The organism is Gemmatimonadota bacterium (assembly GCA_040388535.1).
GTDB lineage: Bacteria > Gemmatimonadota > Gemmatimonadetes > Gemmatimonadales > GWC2-71-9 > Palsa-1233.
The window spans coordinates 494,331-512,700 of record JAZKBR010000004.1 but is presented as its reverse complement, the minus strand read 5'-3'; the positions used below and the strand labels follow the sequence as shown (position 1 = coordinate 512,700).

11 protein-coding genes are annotated in these 18,370 nt (G+C 65.8%); 7 read left to right on the top strand and 4 right to left on the bottom strand.

Going from position 1 to position 18,370, the window contains the following annotated elements; translation table 11 throughout:
- Positions 1 to 15: 15 nt before the first annotated feature.
- The 6 genes from V4558_12250 to V4558_12225 are packed head-to-tail and all read left to right on the top strand — an operon-like array spanning position 16 to position 10,939.
- A complete protein-coding gene (locus tag V4558_12250) occupies positions 16 to 1,452 on the top strand; it encodes a glucoamylase family protein (GenBank protein ID MES2306276.1) in 1,437 nt (478 codons plus the stop codon).
- The gene (locus tag V4558_12245) at positions 1,449 to 2,708 is read left to right on the top strand and encodes a sugar ABC transporter substrate-binding protein (GenBank protein ID MES2306275.1); all 1,260 of its coding nucleotides are present in this window, start codon (positions 1,449 to 1,451) and stop codon (positions 2,706 to 2,708) included. The genes V4558_12250 and V4558_12245 overlap by 4 nt, the downstream gene beginning before the upstream one ends.
- Positions 2,708 to 3,598, top strand: coding sequence for a sugar ABC transporter permease (locus V4558_12240; GenBank protein MES2306274.1), 891 nt, complete (start codon positions 2,708 to 2,710; stop codon positions 3,596 to 3,598). Before V4558_12245 ends, V4558_12240 begins: the two co-directional genes overlap by 1 nt.
- Positions 3,595 to 4,416 (top strand): carbohydrate ABC transporter permease, encoded by an 822-nt coding sequence (locus tag V4558_12235; protein MES2306273.1) that lies wholly within the window; start codon positions 3,595 to 3,597, stop codon positions 4,414 to 4,416. Before V4558_12240 ends, V4558_12235 begins: the two co-directional genes overlap by 4 nt.
- Positions 4,413 to 7,538 carry a discoidin domain-containing protein gene (locus V4558_12230; protein MES2306272.1) on the top strand — a complete coding sequence of 1,042 codons (3,126 nt, stop codon included), beginning with the start codon at positions 4,413 to 4,415 and terminating at the stop codon, positions 7,536 to 7,538. The genes V4558_12235 and V4558_12230 overlap by 4 nt, the downstream gene beginning before the upstream one ends.
- Entirely contained in the window at positions 7,535 to 10,939 is a 3,405-nt protein-coding gene (locus V4558_12225) for a glycosyl transferase (protein ID MES2306271.1), read from the top strand. Before V4558_12230 ends, V4558_12225 begins: the two co-directional genes overlap by 4 nt.
- Here the strand turns inward: V4558_12225 and V4558_12220 are convergent.
- A complete protein-coding gene (locus tag V4558_12220) occupies positions 10,915 to 12,267 on the bottom strand; it encodes a GH1 family beta-glucosidase (GenBank protein ID MES2306270.1) in 1,353 nt (450 codons plus the stop codon). The two genes, V4558_12225 and V4558_12220, sit on opposite strands and share 25 nt — an antisense overlap.
- A 14-nt stretch (positions 12,268 to 12,281) precedes the next feature.
- Here V4558_12220 and ugpC point away from each other — a divergent pair, with 14 nt between their 5' ends.
- The gene (ugpC, locus tag V4558_12215) at positions 12,282 to 13,370 is read left to right on the top strand and encodes a sn-glycerol-3-phosphate ABC transporter ATP-binding protein UgpC (GenBank protein MES2306269.1); all 1,089 of its coding nucleotides are present in this window, start codon (positions 12,282 to 12,284) and stop codon (positions 13,368 to 13,370) included.
- A 16-nt stretch (positions 13,371 to 13,386) separates the two neighbouring features.
- Here the strand turns inward: ugpC and V4558_12210 are convergent, their stop codons facing one another.
- From V4558_12210 to V4558_12200, 3 genes are read right to left on the bottom strand one after another with little or no spacing between them, the layout of a single operon-like run.
- Positions 13,387 to 14,844, bottom strand: a complete 1,458-nt coding sequence (locus V4558_12210) for a cytochrome c3 family protein (GenBank protein MES2306268.1) — start codon at positions 14,842 to 14,844, stop codon at positions 13,387 to 13,389.
- Positions 14,841 to 16,331 carry a hypothetical protein gene (locus V4558_12205; protein MES2306267.1) on the bottom strand — a complete coding sequence of 497 codons (1,491 nt, stop codon included), beginning with the start codon at positions 16,329 to 16,331 and terminating at the stop codon, positions 14,841 to 14,843. Before V4558_12205 ends, V4558_12210 begins: the two co-directional genes overlap by 4 nt.
- Positions 16,328 to 18,367: a hypothetical protein gene (locus V4558_12200; GenBank protein ID MES2306266.1), complete on the bottom strand. Its 2,040-nt coding sequence runs from the start codon at positions 18,365 to 18,367 to the stop codon at positions 16,328 to 16,330. Before V4558_12200 ends, V4558_12205 begins: the two co-directional genes overlap by 4 nt.
- Positions 18,368 to 18,370: the final 3 nt, after the last annotated feature.

Here is an 18,370-nt window from a genome sequence, read left to right as displayed (position 1 = left end):
CTCTGGGGCGATCCGATGAGCTCACTCTGCACCACTCGCCCCATCCTTGCCGCAACCTTTGTCGTCGCCGTGCTGGCCGGCTGCAGTACCACGACGATGGAACCGGCCGCCACGGTCACCGCGCCGCGGGTCGATGCATTCCTCGATACCCTTTCCCAGCGCACCTTCAAGTTCTTCTGGGAGAAGACTCCGGCGAACACCGGCCTCACGCCGGATCGCTGGCCGACACAGTCATTCTCGAGCATTGCCGCCGTTGGCTTCGCGCTCACGGCCTACGGGATCGGCGCGGAGCAGGGGTACGTCAGCCGCGAGGCCGCGGCTGAGCGTACTCTGACCACACTGCGCTTCTTCTGGAATCTTCGGCAGGGGGCGGCGGCCTCCGGGACCGGTGGATACCAGGGCTTCTTCTATCATTTTCTCAACCCTGCGGACGGCACCCGGTTCCAGACCGTGGAACTCTCGACCATCGACACGGCGCTGCTGATGGCCGGGGTGCTCTTCGCCCAGCAGTACTTCGATCGCGAGAGCGGTTCTGAGCCCGCCATTCGCGCCTATGCCGATTCGCTCTACCGCCGAGTCGACTGGGCATGGGCACAGCCGCGGCCGCCACTTGTGACGATGGGGTGGTATCCCGAGCAGGGGTTCCACCATCTCGACTGGCGCGGGATGAACGAGGCGATGCTGGTCTACCTCCTCGCACTCGGTTCTCCAACGCACCCTGTGGCGAACGAGGCGTGGGATGCCTGGACCTCCACCTATACCTGGGGTGAGTTCCAGGGGCAGCAGCACGTCGGCTTCGCGCCGATGTTCGGCCACCACTACTCGCAAGTCTGGGTCGACTTCCGCGGCATTGCCGACAGCTTCATGCGCGGCAAGGGGATCGATTACTTCGAGAATTCACGTCGCGCCACCATTGCCCAACGCAACTACGCCGTCGCCAACCCGGATGGCTGGACAGGTTATGGCGCCAATACGTGGGGACTCTCGGCATCCGATGGTCCGGCCGATGCGACGCACGCAGTGAAGGGGCGCGACCGTCGCTTCTTTACCTACGCCGCGCGCGGGGCGAGCTACACCGAGATCCGCGACGACGGCACCATCGCGCCAACCGCAGCTGGCGGCTCGATCGCCTTCGCGCCTGAAATCGTCGGACCCGCACTGGTCACGATGCGCGAGAGTTACGGCGACGCGCTATTCGGTGAGTACGGGTTCGTCGATGCCTTCAACCCGACGTGGCAATGGACCGATGTGCCGGTGTCCCAGGGACGTCTCATTCCCGGCAAGGGGTGGTTCGACACCGACTACCTCGGTATCGACCAGGGGCCCATTGTCGCGATGATCGCCAATCACCGCTCCGATCTGGTCTGGAAGTACATGCGCAAGAGCCCCTATCTGGTGCAGGGCCTCAAGCGCGCCGGTTTCCGCGGCGGCTGGCTGGACCAGGCGAAGTGAATCATCGTATCGCGCTGGGCGCGCTCGCCCTGCTGGCAGCTGCATCGGGGTGTGGTGGTCCACGACAGGAGGCAACGCTTCGCTTCTGGGCCTTTGGTCGTGAAGGCGAAGTGGTGCAGGAGCTCGTGCGTGGCTTCGAGCGCGAGCACCCCGGCGTGCACGTGCGGGTGCAGCAGATCCCGTGGACGGCGGCACACGAGAAACTGCTGACCGCCATCGTCGGTCGCGCGACGCCCGATGTCGCTCAGCTCGGTAACACCTGGATCCCGGAGATGGTGACCCTTGGTGCGCTGGCGCCGGTGGCAGGCGGGCTTCCCGACAGCTCCTACTTCCCGGGCATTCTTGCGACCAATCGCGTTAACGACACCATCTACGGCGTGCCGTGGTACGTCGACACCCGCGTGCTCTTCTACCGGAAGGACATCCTCGCGAAGGCGGGCTACGCGACGATGCCCGACAATTGGACCGACTGGCTCGCGGCGATGCGGGCCGTGAAGCGCGTGGTGGGCCCCGACAAGTACGCGCTCTACTTGCCCGTGAACGAATGGCCGCCGATGGCGATCCTCGGGTTGCAACAAGGCTCCGCCCTCATCGACTCCAATGGCTTCGGCGTCTTCCGGCAGGCCGAGTATGCCAAGGCGTTCGCGTTCCTCGTGGCACTCTTTCGCGAGGGGCTCGCCCCGCCGGTGAGCAGCACCGAGATCGCAAACCTCTATCAGGAATTCGGTCGCGCGACTTTCTCGATGTACATCACCGGCCCGTGGAATCTCGGCGAATTCCGCCGGCGCCTGCCACCGGAATTGCAGGACGCCTGGGCCACCGCGCCGCTGCCAGGGCCGACTGGTGCGGCTTCCGGAGTGTCGCTCGCTGGCGGGGCGTCGCTGGTGGTGTTCAAATCGTCGAAGCACACGGCGCTGGCGCTCGAGTTGGTGCGCTACCTCTCGCGCCCGGATCAGCAGGCGAAGTTCTACCGTCTCAGCGGGGATTTGCCGGCGCGCAAGGAAGCGTGGGCGGATTCCGCTCTCGCCGCGGATCGCGAGGCGGATGCATTCCGGATCCAGCTTGGCCGCGCAGTGCCGACACCGATGGTACCCGAGTGGGAACAGGTCACCACCAAGGTGATGGATCGCACCGAGACCGCCGTGCGCGGCAGCCAGACCCAGGCTGCAGCGCTCGCCTCGCTCGATGCCGATGTCGATCGGTTGCTCGAGCGGCGTCGCTATCTGCTCGCGCGTCGCCCAGGGGTGAAGCCGTGATCGAAGCGGAGGCACGGGCCGAGGCGAGGGCAGGGTGGGCCTTCGTGGCGCCGGCGCTGCTGCTGATCGGGATCTTCTTCGCGATCCCGGTGCTCGGCGCGTTCGTGCTGAGCTTCACCGACTTCGATCTCTATTCCATCGCCGACCTCGGCAACACCCGCTTCATCGGCCTCAAGAACTATCACGACCTGGCCACGTCGCCACTCTTCTGGAAGGCGCTCAAGAACACGCTCTACTTCGTGGTCGTCGGCGGCCCGCTGTCGGCGGCGGTCTCGCTCGCCGCCGCCATTGCGATCAACGCCAAGCTGGTTCGCTTCAAGCCGTTCTTCCGAAGTGCCTTCTTCGCGCCGTGGGTCACGACGCTGGTCGCGATGGCGCTGGTATGGCGATACATCTACCACCCGCAGTATGGTCTGCTCAACGCGGCCCTCGGGGTGGTTGGCGTCGGGCCGATCGACTGGCTTGGCGACCCGCACTGGGCGATGCCCTCGTTGATTCTGCTCTCGGTCTGGAAGAACTTCGGCTACAACATGCTGGTCTTTCTCGCCGGGTTGCAGAGCATTCCCGATGAGCTCTACGAGGCCGCGTCGCTCGATGGGGCAGGGGCCTGGAGCCGGTTCCGGCACGTCACCTTGCCGATGCTCGGGCCGACGTTTGTGTTCGTGGGCGTGGTAACGATGATTGCCTCGTTCCAGATCTTCAGCGAGCCGTATGTGATGACCCAGGGCGGCCCGCTCAAGAGCACGCTGACGCTGGTGCTCTATATGTATGAGGAAGGCTTCCGCTGGTGGCGCCTTGGCTTCTCGGCGTCCATTGCGGTCGTGCTCTTCCTGCTCACACTGCTGGGCACCTTGATTCAGCTGCGGTTGCAGCGGCAGAGTGCCCCGTGAAGCTCCGCTGGCGTTCGGTTGGGCTCCATGCCCTGCTCTTCGTGGGGGCACTCCTCGCGGCGAGTCCGTTGCTGTGGATGGTCTCCGCGTCGTTGATGCGGTCGGGGGAGGCCAACACCTCGCCGCCACCGCTGCTGCCGCACCATCCCTCGCTCGAGCACTATCGCGCGCTCTTTTTGTCGCAGAACATGGGGCGCTACTTCGCCAACTCGCTGATCATCGCCCTCGGCGGGACGATCCTCGCCGTCCTGATCACCGGAATGGCGGGCTATGCCTTCGCGAAGCTGCGCTTCCGAGGTAGCAAGGCGATCTTCCGCGCGCTGCTGGCCGGGATGGTGATCCCGGGGCAGGTCGCCATGCTGCCGATGTTCATCCTGCTCCGCGAGATGGGGCTGATCAACACGCTCTTCGGAGCGATGATCCCGGTGCTGGCGCCGATCTACGGCATCTTCCTGGTGCGGCAGTATGCCCTCTCGATCCCTGACGATCTGCTCGATGCCGCGCGGCTCGATGGCGCCAGTGAATTCCGCGTCTTCCGCTCGATCGTGCTCCCGTCGCTCGGTCCCGTGCTCGCGACACTAGGCGTCTTCACCTTCCTGAGTGCCTGGAATGACTTCATGTGGCCGCTCATCGTCCTGAGCGACGATGCGCGCTACAATCTTCCCGTGGCGCTCGCGAATCTTGCCGGTGAACACGTCCAGGATGTCGAGCTGATGATGGCCGGCGCCGTGGTCACGGTGGTGCCGGTGTTCATCGCCTTCCTCTTCCTGCAGCGCTACTACATCCAGGGGATCATGGCGGGGAGCGTCAAGGGATGATGAGCGCCTTGCTGCTCGCCTCGCTGCTGGTGCCTTTGCGGGGGGACACCGCGCAGGTGCTCGATGCCTTCGACCGGATCGAAGGCTGGAGCGCCCACCCGGCCGATGGCGTGGCACTCACTCTCCACGGCGATGTGGGACGTCGAGGCCGAGCGATGAGGCTGGACTTCGGCTTCACCGGCGGAGGGTACGCCATCGCTCGCCGAGCACTCGCTCTGCCGCTGCACGACAACTATGCCTTCACCTTCTGGATCAAGGGGAGTGCGGCGCCAAATACACTCGAATTCAAGCTGATTGATGCGAGCGGCGAGAATGTCTGGTGGTACACCGAGCGCGATCGTCACTTTTCCGGCGCGTGGGAGAAGATCACCATCCGCAAGCGACAGATCGCATTCGCCTGGGGTCCCAAGGGGGGCGGGGAACTCAGGGAGGTGGCGTCCCTCGAGCTGGTGATCACCGCCGGCAGCGGTGGTGGGAAGGGGAGCGTCTGGTTCGACGATCTCGCGATTGCGCCCTTGCCCGACAGCGGGCCCTACACGCTGACCCCTGCCATCACGGCGACGAGCAGTGAGGCAGGCCACACGGCGAGCGCTGCGATCGATGGCAATGGTATCACTGTTTGGCGGGCGGGTCGCGCGCGGGCATCTCTCACTCTCGACTTCCTGCGGAGCCGCGAATTCGGCGCGGTTTCGTTAGTCTGGGAGCCAGAACACGCTCCCGTGCGGCTGACTCTGCTCGCCTCCGAAGACGCAAGACGCTGGCACGTGGTCGAGTCGCGGCAACGTGGGCGAGGGCTTTCGGATCACTTCTACCTTCCCGACAGTGACGTGCGCTATCTGCGACTCGACGTCGTGGCGGGTTCCGCTAGCCGACCCGTCGGCCTCCGCGAGTGGCGCATCGAGCCCCTCGAGTCGGCCGCATCACGAAATGCGTTCTTCAAACTGGTCGCCAGTGATGCAGCACGAGGCACCTTCCCGCGGTACCTGAGTGGTGAGGCGGCAGCGTGGACCGTCGTCGGTGTCAATGGCGCGCGCGACGAAGCACTGCTCGGGGAAGACGGTGCGCTCGAGCCCGGGACCGGTGCCTTCAGCATCGAGCCATTTCTGTATCTGGAAGGGAAGCTACGAAGCTGGAACGACGCTCAGCGGAGCGCTTCGCTGGCCCAGGGACGGCTGCCGATTCCGACGGTGAGCTGGCGCGTGGGCGACGCCACCCTCGACGTGACCGCATTCGCGCGCGGTTCGGCGACGGCATCCAGCCTCATCGGCCGCTATCGCATCACCAACCACGGCGCGTCGCCGTTGCGGACGACGCTCTACCTCGCGATCCGACCGTTCCAGGTCAACCCGCCCTGGCAATTCCTCGGCACACCGGGCGGAACCAGCCGGATCGACTCGTTACGCTGGGATCGGAGTCAGGTGGTGGTGAACGGGCTGCGCGAGGTCCGGGCACTTACCGCCGGCGCACGTTTCGGCGCCGTTCCCTTTGCCCGCGGCGATATCGTGGAGTATCTCCGTGCGCGGGCGCTGCCGGTCGGCACCACGGTGCAGGATGCCTTTGGCGCGGCCTCGGGGGCGCTGTCGTGGCCCGTCAACCTTGCACCAGGCGCGAGTACCACCGTCGACATCGAAGTGCCTTTCGATCGCGGCTTCCTGCCGCCGCTTCGCGCGGCCGGGGTCGACACCGCCTTGCAACAGGTGACCGCCGGATGGGCGCACTCGGTCGATGCCGCGAGCATCACGCTGCCGGGTGAGGGTGCGCGCATCACGAACAGCATTGCCAGCACGATCGGCTACATCCTCGTCAATCGGGATAGCGCGGCCCTCCAGCCCGGTTCCCGTTCCTATGAGCGCTCCTGGATCCGCGATGGGGCGCTGACCTCGACCGCGCTGCTCCGGTTCGGGCACGCCAGCGAAGTGCGTGATTTTCTGCTCTGGTACGCCCGCTATCAGTATCCTGACGGCAAGATTCCCTGTTGCGTCGATCGCCGCGGGGCCGACCCGGTGGCAGAGCACGACAGTCACGGGGAGTTCATCTATCTGGTGATGGAGTACTTCCGGCATACGGGCGATCGCGCCCTGCTCGCACACCTCTGGCCCAACGTGCGGGCTGCCGTCGGCTATCTCGACTCGCTCCGGCGGACTCACCGGACCGCGGAATACCGGAGTGGCGAGCAGGCCCTCTATTTCGGACTGCTGCCGCCCTCGATCAGCCACGAAGGGTATTCGGCAAAGGCCATGCATTCCTACTGGGATGATTTCTTTGCCCTGCGCGGTTTCAAGGATGCTACCACAATGGCGGCGCTGCTCGGCCAGACTGAAGATGCGCACCGGCTCGCCGCCAGTCGGGACGAGTTTGCGGCCGACCTCTACGCCTCGATCGACGGCGTGATGAAGGCGCGAAAGATCGATTTCATTCCCGGTGCGGCAGACCTCGGGGATTTCGATGCGACCTCAACGACGATCGCGTTGTCGCCGGCGGACGAACTGCCGCGGCTTCCGCGAGCTGCGCTGGAGCGAACATTCGAGCGCTACTTCGCCAATGCGAGCGCCCGCAGCGTCGCCGGCAACGCCTGGGTGAACTACACGCCCTACGAGCTGCGAACCGTCGGCGCCATGCTCCGCCTGGGCTGGAAAGAGCGCGCACTCACCATGCTCGATACCTTCCTCGCCGACCAGGAGCCCACGGCATGGAATCAGTGGCCTGAGGTGGTGTGGCACGACCGCACCGCGCCGAAGTTCCTCGGCGATCTGCCCCATACCTGGGTCGGATCGGATTTCCTCAGGTCCGCTGCCGATCTCTTCGTCTACGAACGCGAGGCAGACAGCGCGCTGATCGTTGGCGCCGGGATCCGTGATGCCTGGCTCGCCGATAGTGGTGTCGCAGTCAATCGGCTGAGCACCTGGTGGGGGCCGCTCAGCTACACGGCGAAGCATGTCGGCGCCGCCACGGTGGTCACCATCGCTGCCGGGGTTGCCGTGCCGCCAGGCGGTGTGCTTCTTCACGCTCCCGGGAGTGTGCGTCCGACGCGAGCCCTCGTCAACGGCGCTGCTGTACCGATTTCACCGGATGGTACCGTGACACTCCGAGCACTCCCCGCCCGCATCGAATTCGACCAATGACCCAGAAGCACCTGCTATCCAACGGTGAATATCACCTCGGGATTTCCTCGGCCGGCGCCGGCTATTCACGACTTGGCGAGATCGAGCTTACCCGTTGGTCGGGTGACGACACCCGTGATGCCGAAGGGTTCTTCGCCTACCTGCGCGATGTCGAGAGCGGTCACTTCTGGTCGGCGGGAGTGCAGCCTGCTCCCCAGCGACCCGGCTGGTATCGCGTCAGCCTCGCCCCAGGACTGGTGCGCATCGTTCGCCACGATGAGGGGATCGAGGTTCGCACCGAGGTCTCCGTTGGCGCGGCGGGGAATTTCGAGCAGCGCAGCTACACCATCCACAACATGGGGAAGGTGGCACGGCACCTCGAACTGACCACCTGTCTGGAAGTCGTCCTCAATGTGGCAGGTGCCGACGCCGGCCACCCCGCATTCTCGAAGCTGTTTGTTCAGACTGAATCACTTCCTGAGTTCTCGGGATTGCTCGCGCGTCGTCGTCAGCGCAGCCCCGAAGATCCGACCCTCTTTCTCGGCCATGCCCTGGTTGACCCGGCGTCGGTGACTCTTGGCGCACCGGAATTCGAAACCGATCGCGCGCGCTTTATTGGTCGCGGTCGGTCGCTCGCCAATCCGGTCGCCCTGACCGCCACCAGCTCGCTCTCCGGGACCACTGGCAATGTGCTGGACCCGCTCTTCGCGGTGCGCCGCCGCTTCAGCATTCCTGCGGGCGCATCGATTCAGCTGGTGGGGATTCTCGCCGCGGGCCACACTCGCGACGAAGTCCTGCAGCTGCTGCGCGATGCCGCGGCCCGGCCCGTCGATCATAGCGGCGCAACCACTGAAGGGATCATTGATTCGCTCGAGATGCTGGCACGCGAACGTCCGCCTACGGTGCTCCCCGCTGCTGGGGGTGAGGTGGTCGCCGCGTCTGGCGATGGGCTGCAATTTCCGAACGGCTTCGGCGGCTTCAATACTGCTGGAAACGAGTATGTCATCCGGATCGATCGCACGGCAGATGGCCTTCGACTCCCGCCGCTTCCCTGGACCAACGTCGTGGCCAACCCGAACGTCGGCTTCGTGGCATCGGAGACCGGGCTCGGCTTCACCTGGGTCGGCAACAGCCGGGAGAACCGGCTCACCCCATGGTTCAACGACCCCGTCAGCGACCCGGCCGGCGAGGCGCTCTATCTCGTCGACCGTAGCAACGGAGTCTACTGGTCACCCACGCCGGCGCCCGTTCCTGGTAACGGTGCATATGAGACCAGGCACGGCTTCGGGTACACGAAGTGGGATCATCTCTCCAGTGATCTGGTACAGGAGGTCGTCGCGTTCGTCGCGGATGAACTTCCGGTGAAAATTGTGCGAGTGCGGGTTACCAATCGCGGGACCGAGAGTCGCTCCCTGGCCCTCGCCTGGTTCGGCGAATGGGTCCTCGGCGGCGTGCGATCGGCGACGGCTGCCACCACGGTCACGGAGTCGGCCGGGGCCGGTCGCGTGTTGCTCGCGCGGAACGCGGCGAGCCAGGATTTCGGGAGCGCGGTTGCCTTCGCCGCCATCAATGGTGAGTCGATCGCTCCGGTCGAGTTCACCGGTGATCGTGCGACCTTCCTTGGGCGCTACGGCAGTGCAGCCGCGCCCGACGCGATCCGCCGGGACCTGCCGCTCGACGGACGCACTGGTCCCGGCCTCGATCCGTGCGCGGCGTTTCGCGTCACCGCCGACGTAGCGCCGGGTGCCACCGTCGAATGGTCGATGCTTCTCGGACAATCGCCGTCGCGCGCGGCAGCGCTGGAAATCATTGCCCGGTTCGGGTCACCCGATGCGATCGAGGCGGAGCTCGACGTCGTGCAGGCGGCCTGGCGGGAACGGCTGGGTGCCGTGCAGATCGAGACGCCGGTGCCGGCGATCGACTTGATGGTCAATGGCTGGCTGGCGTACCAGAACCTGAGTTGCCGCATCTGGGCCCGCTCCGCGATGTATCAGTCGGGAGGTGCCTTCGGCTATCGTGACCAGCTCCAGGACGCGGCCTCGCTCGTCTACCACGCGCCGCATCTCACTCGCGAGCAGATCGTGCTGCACGCCGCCAATCAGTTCGTCGAGGGCGACGTGATGCACTGGTGGCATCCTCCGGCGGGGCGTGGCATTCGCACCCGGTTTGCCGATGACCTCCTCTGGCTGCCGCTGCTGACGCAATACTACGTCGACACCACGGGTGATTCGTCGGTCTATGATGAGCGGGCCCGCTTTCTCACTGCGTGCGCGCTGCATGAAGGGGAAGACGAGGCCTTCCTGGCACCAACGGATTCGGGCACCTCGGGATCCGTCTACGAACATTGCTGTCGGGCGCTCGATCGGTCTCTCGCTGGCGGGGTCCACAACCTCCCGTTCATCGGCACCGGTGACTGGAACGACGGCATGAATCGCGTCGGACGACTCGGCCGCGGCGAGTCGGTCTGGATGGGCTTCTTCCTCTACCTGATTCTCGAGCGCTTCCTCCCCACCGTGGTTGCGCGGGGTGAGGTTGAACGCGCCGAGCGGTACCGTGAACGGATGCGGACGCTGCACGTGGCGCTCAATGACGGTGGGTGGGATGGCGGCTGGTATCGTCGCGCCTACTACGATGATGGTGCGCCGATCGGATCCGCGTCGAGTGACGAATGCCAGATCGATGCGATCGCGCAGGCATGGTCGGTACTTGCGGGTGTGGCCTCGCCAGAGCGGGCCGCCACAGCGCTCGATGCGATGGAGCTGCGACTGGTCGATGAGCGGGCCGGCATCATCCGCCTGTTGACCCCGCCCTTCGACAAGACGCCGCACGACCCCGGCTACATCAAGGGGTATCTGCCTGGCGTCCGTGAGAATGGTGGGCAATACACTCACGCGGCGCTCTGGGCGGTTCGTGCATTGGCAGAGGCGGGTCGACGCGAGCGGGCAGTACACCTCTTCGAAATGCTCAGCCCGGTCACCCGCGGCGGCTCGGTCGAGGCCATCGCGACCTACCAGGTGGAACCGTATGTCGTGGCGGCCGATGTCTACGGCGAGGCGCCGCATACCGGTCGCGGCGGCTGGACGTGGTACACGGGTTCGGCGGGGTGGATGTTCCGGGTCGCCTTCGAATCACTGCTGGGTGTGACGACGGTCGACGGCAAGATGCTGGTGCTGCGGCCCTGCATCCCGGGCAATTGGCCCGGATTCACGGTGACGTATCGGCTCCCGGGCGAGGGCACGCGCTACCGCATCGTCGTGAGGCGGTCTGCCGGGTCGACAACGGTGCAATCCACTACATCACCGACACGGGTGACCGATGGTGCAGTCATCATCGACCTCGTGCGCGACGGTCGTGAGCATCCGGTCGAGATCGACCTGGGCGATGACGTTGGGACCCGCTACCGACCGAGCGCTTCGCCGTGAGAACGAATCACATCCGTGTAGAAGCGAGAACTGGCTTTGGGAATTCGGCGCTGGCTCGGCTTGTCCACGCGGAAGAGGCCGAAGGTCTTGGCGAAGCCGGCGCTCCACTCGAAGTTGTCGAGCAGTGACCAGGCGAAGTAGCCGCGAACATCGGCGCCCTGGTAGATCGCATCGTGCACGGCCATCAGATGAGAGCGGAAATAGTCGACGCGCAGCGGATCATGCACGAGTTCGGCGTCGGCGGGGTCGGTATCCAGGAAGGCCGCACCGTTCTCGGTGATATACAATGGTAGTGATGGATAGCGCTCCGTGATCCAGAGCAGTACATCGGTGAGTGCCGCCGGGTAGACTTCCCAGTCGAGTGTCGTGTGCAGTGCTGCATTCTGGCGGACGCGGCCGGCGCGAATGGGGAGCGCCGACGGATCATCGCAGACCACGTTCCTGGTGTAGTAGTTGACGCCAAGAAAGTCGAGCGGTTGCTGGATGAGTGCGAAGTCCTCGTCCGGAAAGCGGGGCCAGTCGACGCCAAAAATCTCGGCAAGTTCTTCGGGGTAACTTCCGAGGAATACCGGGTCGAGAAACTGGCGATTCATATAGGCGTCGGCGCGCCGAGTGGCGGCGACATCAGCAGCGCGGTCCGTGGCGGGGTACTTCGGTTCAAGGTTTACGACCAGTCCGGCCGACTTGCCGCCTTCGGCACGAATCGCCTGCATCCCGGCGCCGTGCGCCCGCAGCAGGTTGTGACTGACCAGCGGGGTCCCGGCGGTGCTGCGGTGGCCGGGGGCATGAACACCGTGCAGGTATCCGGCATCGGAGACGACCCACGGCTCGTTCAGGGTCGTCCACATCGGCACTCGATCGCCGAGCGCGCGCACGACAACTCCGGCGTAGTCGGCAAACCAGCCGGCCACATCGCGGTTGAGCCAGCCGCCGAGGTCGTCGAGCGCAGCGGGAAGATCCCAGTGGTAGAGGGTGACTGACGGTGCGATACCATACTGAAGCAGGCGATCGACCAGACGGTCATAGAAGTCGAGTCCGGGTTTGTTGATCGACCCGCGCCCGCTGGGGAGAATCCGGCTCCAGGAGACGCTGAAGCGGTAGGCGTTGAGTCCGAGCCCGCGCATCAGTACCACATCGTCGGCCCAGCGGTGGTAGTGATCGCAGGCAATGTCACCGCTATCGCCGTTGTCGATCCGGCCGGGCTCGTGCACGAAGCGGTGCCAGTTGCTGGGGCCAGCGCCATCGGCGAGTGGCGAGCCTTCGACCTGATAGGCCGAGGTGGCGGCACCCCAGAGGAAACCGGCGGGAAAGCGGATAGTCTCAGACAAGGAAGGGCATCTCGATGGCCAGGGTAACGCTCGAAGGCATCCAGAAGATATACCAGGATCGCGGCGCCGTTCACGTCGCGGTGCACGAGGTCTCGCTCGAGATTGCCGAAGGCGAGTTTCTCGTCCTGGTCGGCCCCTCCGGCTGCGGCAAGACCACGACGCTCCGGATGGTGGCAGGCCTCGAATCGGCGACGGCCGGGACGATCCGCATTGGCGACCGGATTGTCAACGACGTGCCCGCGCGCGACCGCGACATCGCGATGGTCTTCCAGAACTACGCGCTCTACCCGCACATGACGGTGCGCGACAATCTGGCGTTTGCGCTGACACTGCGAAAGCAGTCGGCTGCTGCGATCAACCAGCGTGTTGGCGAGGTGGCTGCACTGCTGGGAATCGAGGAACTTCTCGCGCGAAAGCCCAAGCAACTCTCCGGCGGTCAGCGTCAGCGCGTGGCCCTCGGCCGTGCCATCGTCCGGCAGCCTGCGGTCTTTCTCTTCGATGAACCGCTCTCGAACCTCGATGCCAAGCTCCGGGTGCAGATGCGGCGCGAGTTGGCAGCACTCCGTCGTCGCCTCGGCACGACCACGCTCTACGTGACGCACGACCAGGTCGAGGCGATGACGCTCGGTGACCGGATCGTGGTAATGCACGCGGGGCGGGTGCAGCAGGTGGGGAGTCCGCTCGATATCTATGATCGTCCGGCGAACCTCTTTGTTGCCGGATTTCTCGGCTCGCCGCCGATGAACCAGATCGCAGGTCGGCTGGTCGGCGGTGAGTCGGTGAAGTTCGAGACCCCTGATGGGGCGCTGACGATCGCGATTCCCGAAGCGCACCTCCCGGCGCGTCGACCCGAAGGTGCCGTGGTGCTCGGCATCCGGCCGGAAGCAATCAGGCCGGTCCCGGGGGTTCCAGGTTTTCAGGGCATCGTCGAAGCAGTTGAGCCCCTCGGCTATGAATCGCTGATCACCATTCGCGCTGGTGGTGTTCCGATCACGTTCCGCGTCGACGCCGGCGTGTCACCCGCTGTCGATTCGCCGATGGCATGCTCGGTTGTGCCTGATGGCTGTCACTGGTTCGATCAAGAGAGCGGCGCGCGGCTCTGACGGCGCCCGCGGGCAATCAGGGCGTGGCCCGTCGCCGCGGAATCGCCGTGCCATGACACGCAGTGCAGAGCTGCGGATTCTTGCGAAGCATCAGTTCGGCATTGAACCCGGGGCCGTGCGGGTTGAAGCCGCGCCCTCCTACTACCGAGTGACAGGTGAGGCAGTCGCGCTCGACGTGGCAGGAGACACAGCTCTCCAGCCCCTGGCGCGCTGCCTTGCCGTGCCCGAGGAAGAACTGCCGATTGTTGTCGTGATACCCTGAGGCGCCGAGCAAGGTGCGTTTGGCTGTCACGCCGGCCTGATTGTGGCAGCTCTGGCAGAACTCACCCGTATTGTGGCAATCGGCGCAGGAACTGGCGCGCGAGTAGCCATCCGCCGGATGCCTGGTGAGGTAGCCCGCCGGGTGAAACGCCCCGCGCCGTGCGGTGTTGGGCACGTGACAGGTCAGGCACTCCTGGCGTTGATGGCACGAGCTACAACTGCGGTTCGACGCGGCTGCGACCGGCCCGTGTCCGGCCTTGCGCCACGTGGGTGTGTGACTCGCGGGCATCCTGGCCACGGTCTGCGCTCCCGCAGCCCGGCCCGGCGCCGCAGCGAGGAGTGCCCGTGCTGCTGCGGGCATCGCCCCCGAGTGACAGGTCGCGCAGCTCTCCTGCGTGTGGCAGCTCCGACACGTGGCCGCGTTGGTGCCTGCGAGCTTGCCGTGACGGGTCTCGAAATCGGTCGCGGCGTGCGACGCCGGCGCCTTCAGCACGTGGGGGGCGAGCAGTGAGCGCGGGTCTGGCAGCAGCGCCTGGATGGCCCCAAGCTCCGAAGCATTCACGTGGCACGACGCACAGAAGTCGCGCGCGTGGCAGGTGGCACAGCTCTGCGCCACGCGGTTTGCTCCCGTGGTGCGCTTCGCCAGCGCACCATGTCCCGACGACGTGACGAAGTTGGCCAGCTGGTGCGAGGGCGGAGCCGGGAAGGCGCTGATGCGTTCGCGGGTCAGGGCGCGAGCCTGTGCCAGCGGCAGGTGGCAGGTCGCGCACGCCGTATCGGGCAGGGTGAGATGATCGCCTCCACCGGCGGTGTGACAGCTCACGCATTGCGGGGCGACCGGGGCTCGTACCTGCATCCACCCGCTCGCGGGCGGGGCGTGACAATCAGAACAAGTGGAGGTGGTATCGCCGCGGTTCCGGCGCGCTGCTGAGTGCGCTCGATGGTCGAAGCGGAGATTCGATACGCGCGGCACGCTACGCGGCTGCCACTCGACTCGGGGCTGGACTGCGCCGTTGTGACAGCTGACGCAACTTGTTGACGGCGGGAAGATGGCGGCGTCTGCTGCATCGATACCGGCATGGCAGAGCGCGCAGCTCACGAAGAGCCTGGCGTGCCGGGTATGATCGAACCGCTCGGCACGCTGCTGGGCGACGCCCGGCGTCGTGAACAGCGTGACTGCCGCCGCGAACAACAATCCGAGGCGACGGATCACGGGGTACGGCTCGCGGGGGGAAGCTGCCAGCGATCGGCGGACGACTTCAATGTCACGCTGAGGCGCGCGCTGAGACGCCACTGATTCCAGTCGAACGAGAGCGCGTCTGGACGGTCGCGCGATTCCCAGTATTGATCGGCCGAAATCCCCGCGCGCCAGCGATCCGTGAACCGATAGTCCGCCGCGGCACCGGCCCAGGTCACGCCAGCGTCCTGAAATCGCAGTTCGAGGGGACGTTCCAGTGATCCGCCATTGACGGAAAGGTCGAGTCGCTCGCGCACGCGCCAGGCCACCCGCCCATCGATCCCGCTCGAGGACGCGCCCGGCTGGAGTTCACCGTGACCACCGACTTCCACGGTCCACGCCTTCAACGGCGTGAGGGTGGCTTCCAGCTCCCAGCGATACCCGCGATCCTTCAGCGGCACGGCCGGGGTATTCGCCTCGGCATCGTGGTACTTGAACCACTCCGCCCGTCCCCGAAGCTGCAGCGGAGCAATCGGCGTCACAGCGACGGTCGCCGTCGCGCCATCATATGGCACCGCGCTGAAGACTCCCCAGACTGTCCAGAGATCGAAGAAGGGTCGATAGTGTCGGGCGCCGAGCGTCGCCCACAGCCGCTTGCCGTTGTACCCGATGGTGGCATCGGCCGAGCCCAGCCGCCCCTGTGCGATGTCATAGTCGGCACCGGTCACAATGCGGACGCGCGACAGCGGGCGGTACTGCGCGCTGAGCGCGGCGCGCTCGGCCACGATGTAGTTGGTCGCCGGATCGAGTTCGCGCCGGTACTCGGCCTCGGCATCGAAACTGGCCAGATGGACGCCAGTGGTGACGCCCACAACGATCTGGCGATTGCCGGGCTGGAAGTCGAGCAGCGGGTTGACCGCGGGCGAGGTGACCGGCAGGATGGCACCACGAGCGAGCCCCCACCCGGCGTAGGCGCCGAACTCGAGGCGGTCTTTACTGGTGCGAATGGTGCTGCGAATTCCGTCGAGGCCGCTGGAGCCAGTCGCAGCGAGACGGCCGAGCTGCAACAGCCGGCCCGCACGCGCCGTGAGTCCGCCTCTCAGGTATTCGGCGTAGCCCTCGACGAGGCGGAGTGCCGGCGCAGTACCAGGCCAGAGCCGGTCACCGCTGAGATCGCCCATGCTGCGGCCACTCACTCGCACACTCAGACCGGGAATGCCGAGCCCCCACATCGCGAGGTCGACGCCGACACTCGCCGGAATGCCAGTATGGATGTCGCCCGGTCGATAGAAGCGGCACCACGAGTCGAAGCCGCAGGTCGCCGCGAACCCGTCGCGCGTCACCGGCCCGGCACTGTCGGAGAGGATGACTTCCCCCGCTGTGACGCTGTCGGGCGTGACGCCCCGGAACGAGACCCGCTGGGCATAGGCGTCGAAGCGGAGGCGCCACCCCTGCGCGACGAGGGGTGTCGTCGTCAAGGCCCCGATGAGTAGGCAGCACACGGCAATGGCCGGACGCTTCACCCGGCCTTCCCCCGCATCAGGTGCTTGCGATAGTCGGCTGGTGATTCAAGGAAATGACAACTCGAGCACTCGGCCGCAGGCTGGTGATTCCGTTGTGGTTGATGGCAGGTGAGACAGAAGGTGCGTGATGGCGTGAGTATCGCGATGCGGGTCGCCGTGTGGCAGGCGTCACACCCCGTGTGTGTGGCCCGGGTGTGCGCCGTCCGGTTTTCGGCGCGACTGTGGCACGAGCTGCAATCGCGTTGCTCGGCGTGGTGCTGGTCGTGGCAGGCCACGCAGCTCCGGACGCTGTCTGGCGGGACGATGTTCGGTGCCTGGTGGCAGGCGGCGCAGTCAAGCTTCTGGTGGATCTCGTGCCGGAAGAGCACCTGCCGCGGGACCGGAGCGCGAGTCCCGACGCGCACTGCCACCGTCGTGGGTTTCGCGACCGCGATTTTCGCGGCGGCGTGGCAGCGAAGACAGTCGCTCGCGGCCACCTTGCCGGCCATGGCGGATTGATGGTGACAGAGGTCACAGCCCCGCGGCGCCTCGAAGACAAGGCCGTTCTTTGCGCGGTTGACGGTATGGCAGGTGAGGCAGGGAAGCGAGGTGTGGCGGGCGTGCGGAAAGGAGTCAAGCGTGGCGCGGGCGGATGTCTCCGCCCGGGGTCCACTTCCGGGCGGAGGATCCTCCGGCAGCGCATCGCCCTTGCCGCGATGCTCGGGCACGTCGACCTCTCCTTGACTGCTGCTCTCTACCGTGGCGTGCAACGGCATCGGCGTCGGGTTCATCGCGACTCGCCGCTTGAGCACTGCATTGGTGTCGAACGGCAACGGTGGCCGGAACTTGCCGCGCGCTCGCACCGAGGTGTGGCAACCCACACAATCGGAGGCATCGACCGAGGCAGCGTGCGGATTGTGACAGGTCAGGCACTCCGTCTTCACGCGCTGATGGTTCTTGCCGTTGTGGAAGGCACTGCTCGCCAGATCGGTGTGGCACTTCGTGCAACTCGCTTTCGCGTCGATGGGGAGCGCGTGGGCGTGAACGTCGTGACACGACCCACAGCTGCCCTTGTGCGGATCCTTGGCCAGCACGAAGCCCGTCGGCTTGCCATCCATCTGGTGACAACTGCGGCACTGCTTCTCCGACGGTACCAACGCCTTGCGAGCGGAGTCGCGATCGGCCAGCGCCGGCAGGTCGGCGGTAAATGCATGACAGGTCACGCAGTTGATCTCGGGGAGCGACTTCATTCCAGCCAGCTTGATGGACTGGTTGACATGGCAGCCACTTTGCTGACAGGTCCGCGCCGACGGGAGAAAGCGGTGCACCTCCGCGCCGTGGCAGGTCACGCACTGGAGATCCTTGAGCGCGCTCGAGTCCGACTCGAAGTGGGCCTTGTGACCGGCCAGATTGCGGATGTGCTCCCAGGCCTTCTTGCCCTGCATCAGTTGGTGGCACCCTTCGCATCGGGAGTTCGGCACGGGCGCGTGCTTGCCGATATCCGTCGGACGATTGCTCACCCAGAGCACCAGTTGCCGCGTGCTCGCAAAGATCGACTGCTGGTGGCAGTCGTGACATTTCCGGTCGCTATGCTTGCCGGCGGTCTGCTGGAATTTGCCGAATGGCTTTTCCATCACGTGGCAGCCGGTACAGAAGCCGTTGTCGTGCTGCATGTAGTCCCAACTGGTCTTGCCGGCAAATGCGGCGACGAGCAACACGACCGCGACGCCGCCGGCAAAGGTGACCTGCAGCGGGCGACTCCGGGTCCGGATCCACAGCAGGATTGCGGTGCGATGTCGCCACGCCAGCGTCAGCAATACCATCGCAACCACTGCCCCAAGCACCACGCCGCCGATCTGGATCCAGCGCGGCACGGCGAAGATCATCCGGACGAAGCGCGCAACGCCTTCAGGTAGCGGCGGTGGCACCAGGGTGTCGCGCAGCGCCCCCGCCATTCCACCGAGCGAATCGTGGACCTGAAACGCCGAGCCCCCCGGGACACCTGTCACGGTGTCCCGGGGGTGCTGAAGGGCGAGAATGACGGGCGTGATCGTCAAACC

Coding starts and splice junctions, on each gene's coding strand:
- ugpC (MES2306269.1), top strand. CDS start 12,282: ATGGCCAGGGTAACGCTCGAAGGCATCCAGAAGATATACCAGGATCGC.
- V4558_12225 (MES2306271.1), top strand. CDS start 7,535: ATGACCCAGAAGCACCTGCTATCCAACGGTGAATATCACCTCGGGATT.
- V4558_12250 (MES2306276.1), top strand. CDS start 16: ATGAGCTCACTCTGCACCACTCGCCCCATCCTTGCCGCAACCTTTGTC.
- V4558_12230 (MES2306272.1), top strand. CDS start 4,413: ATGATGAGCGCCTTGCTGCTCGCCTCGCTGCTGGTGCCTTTGCGGGGG.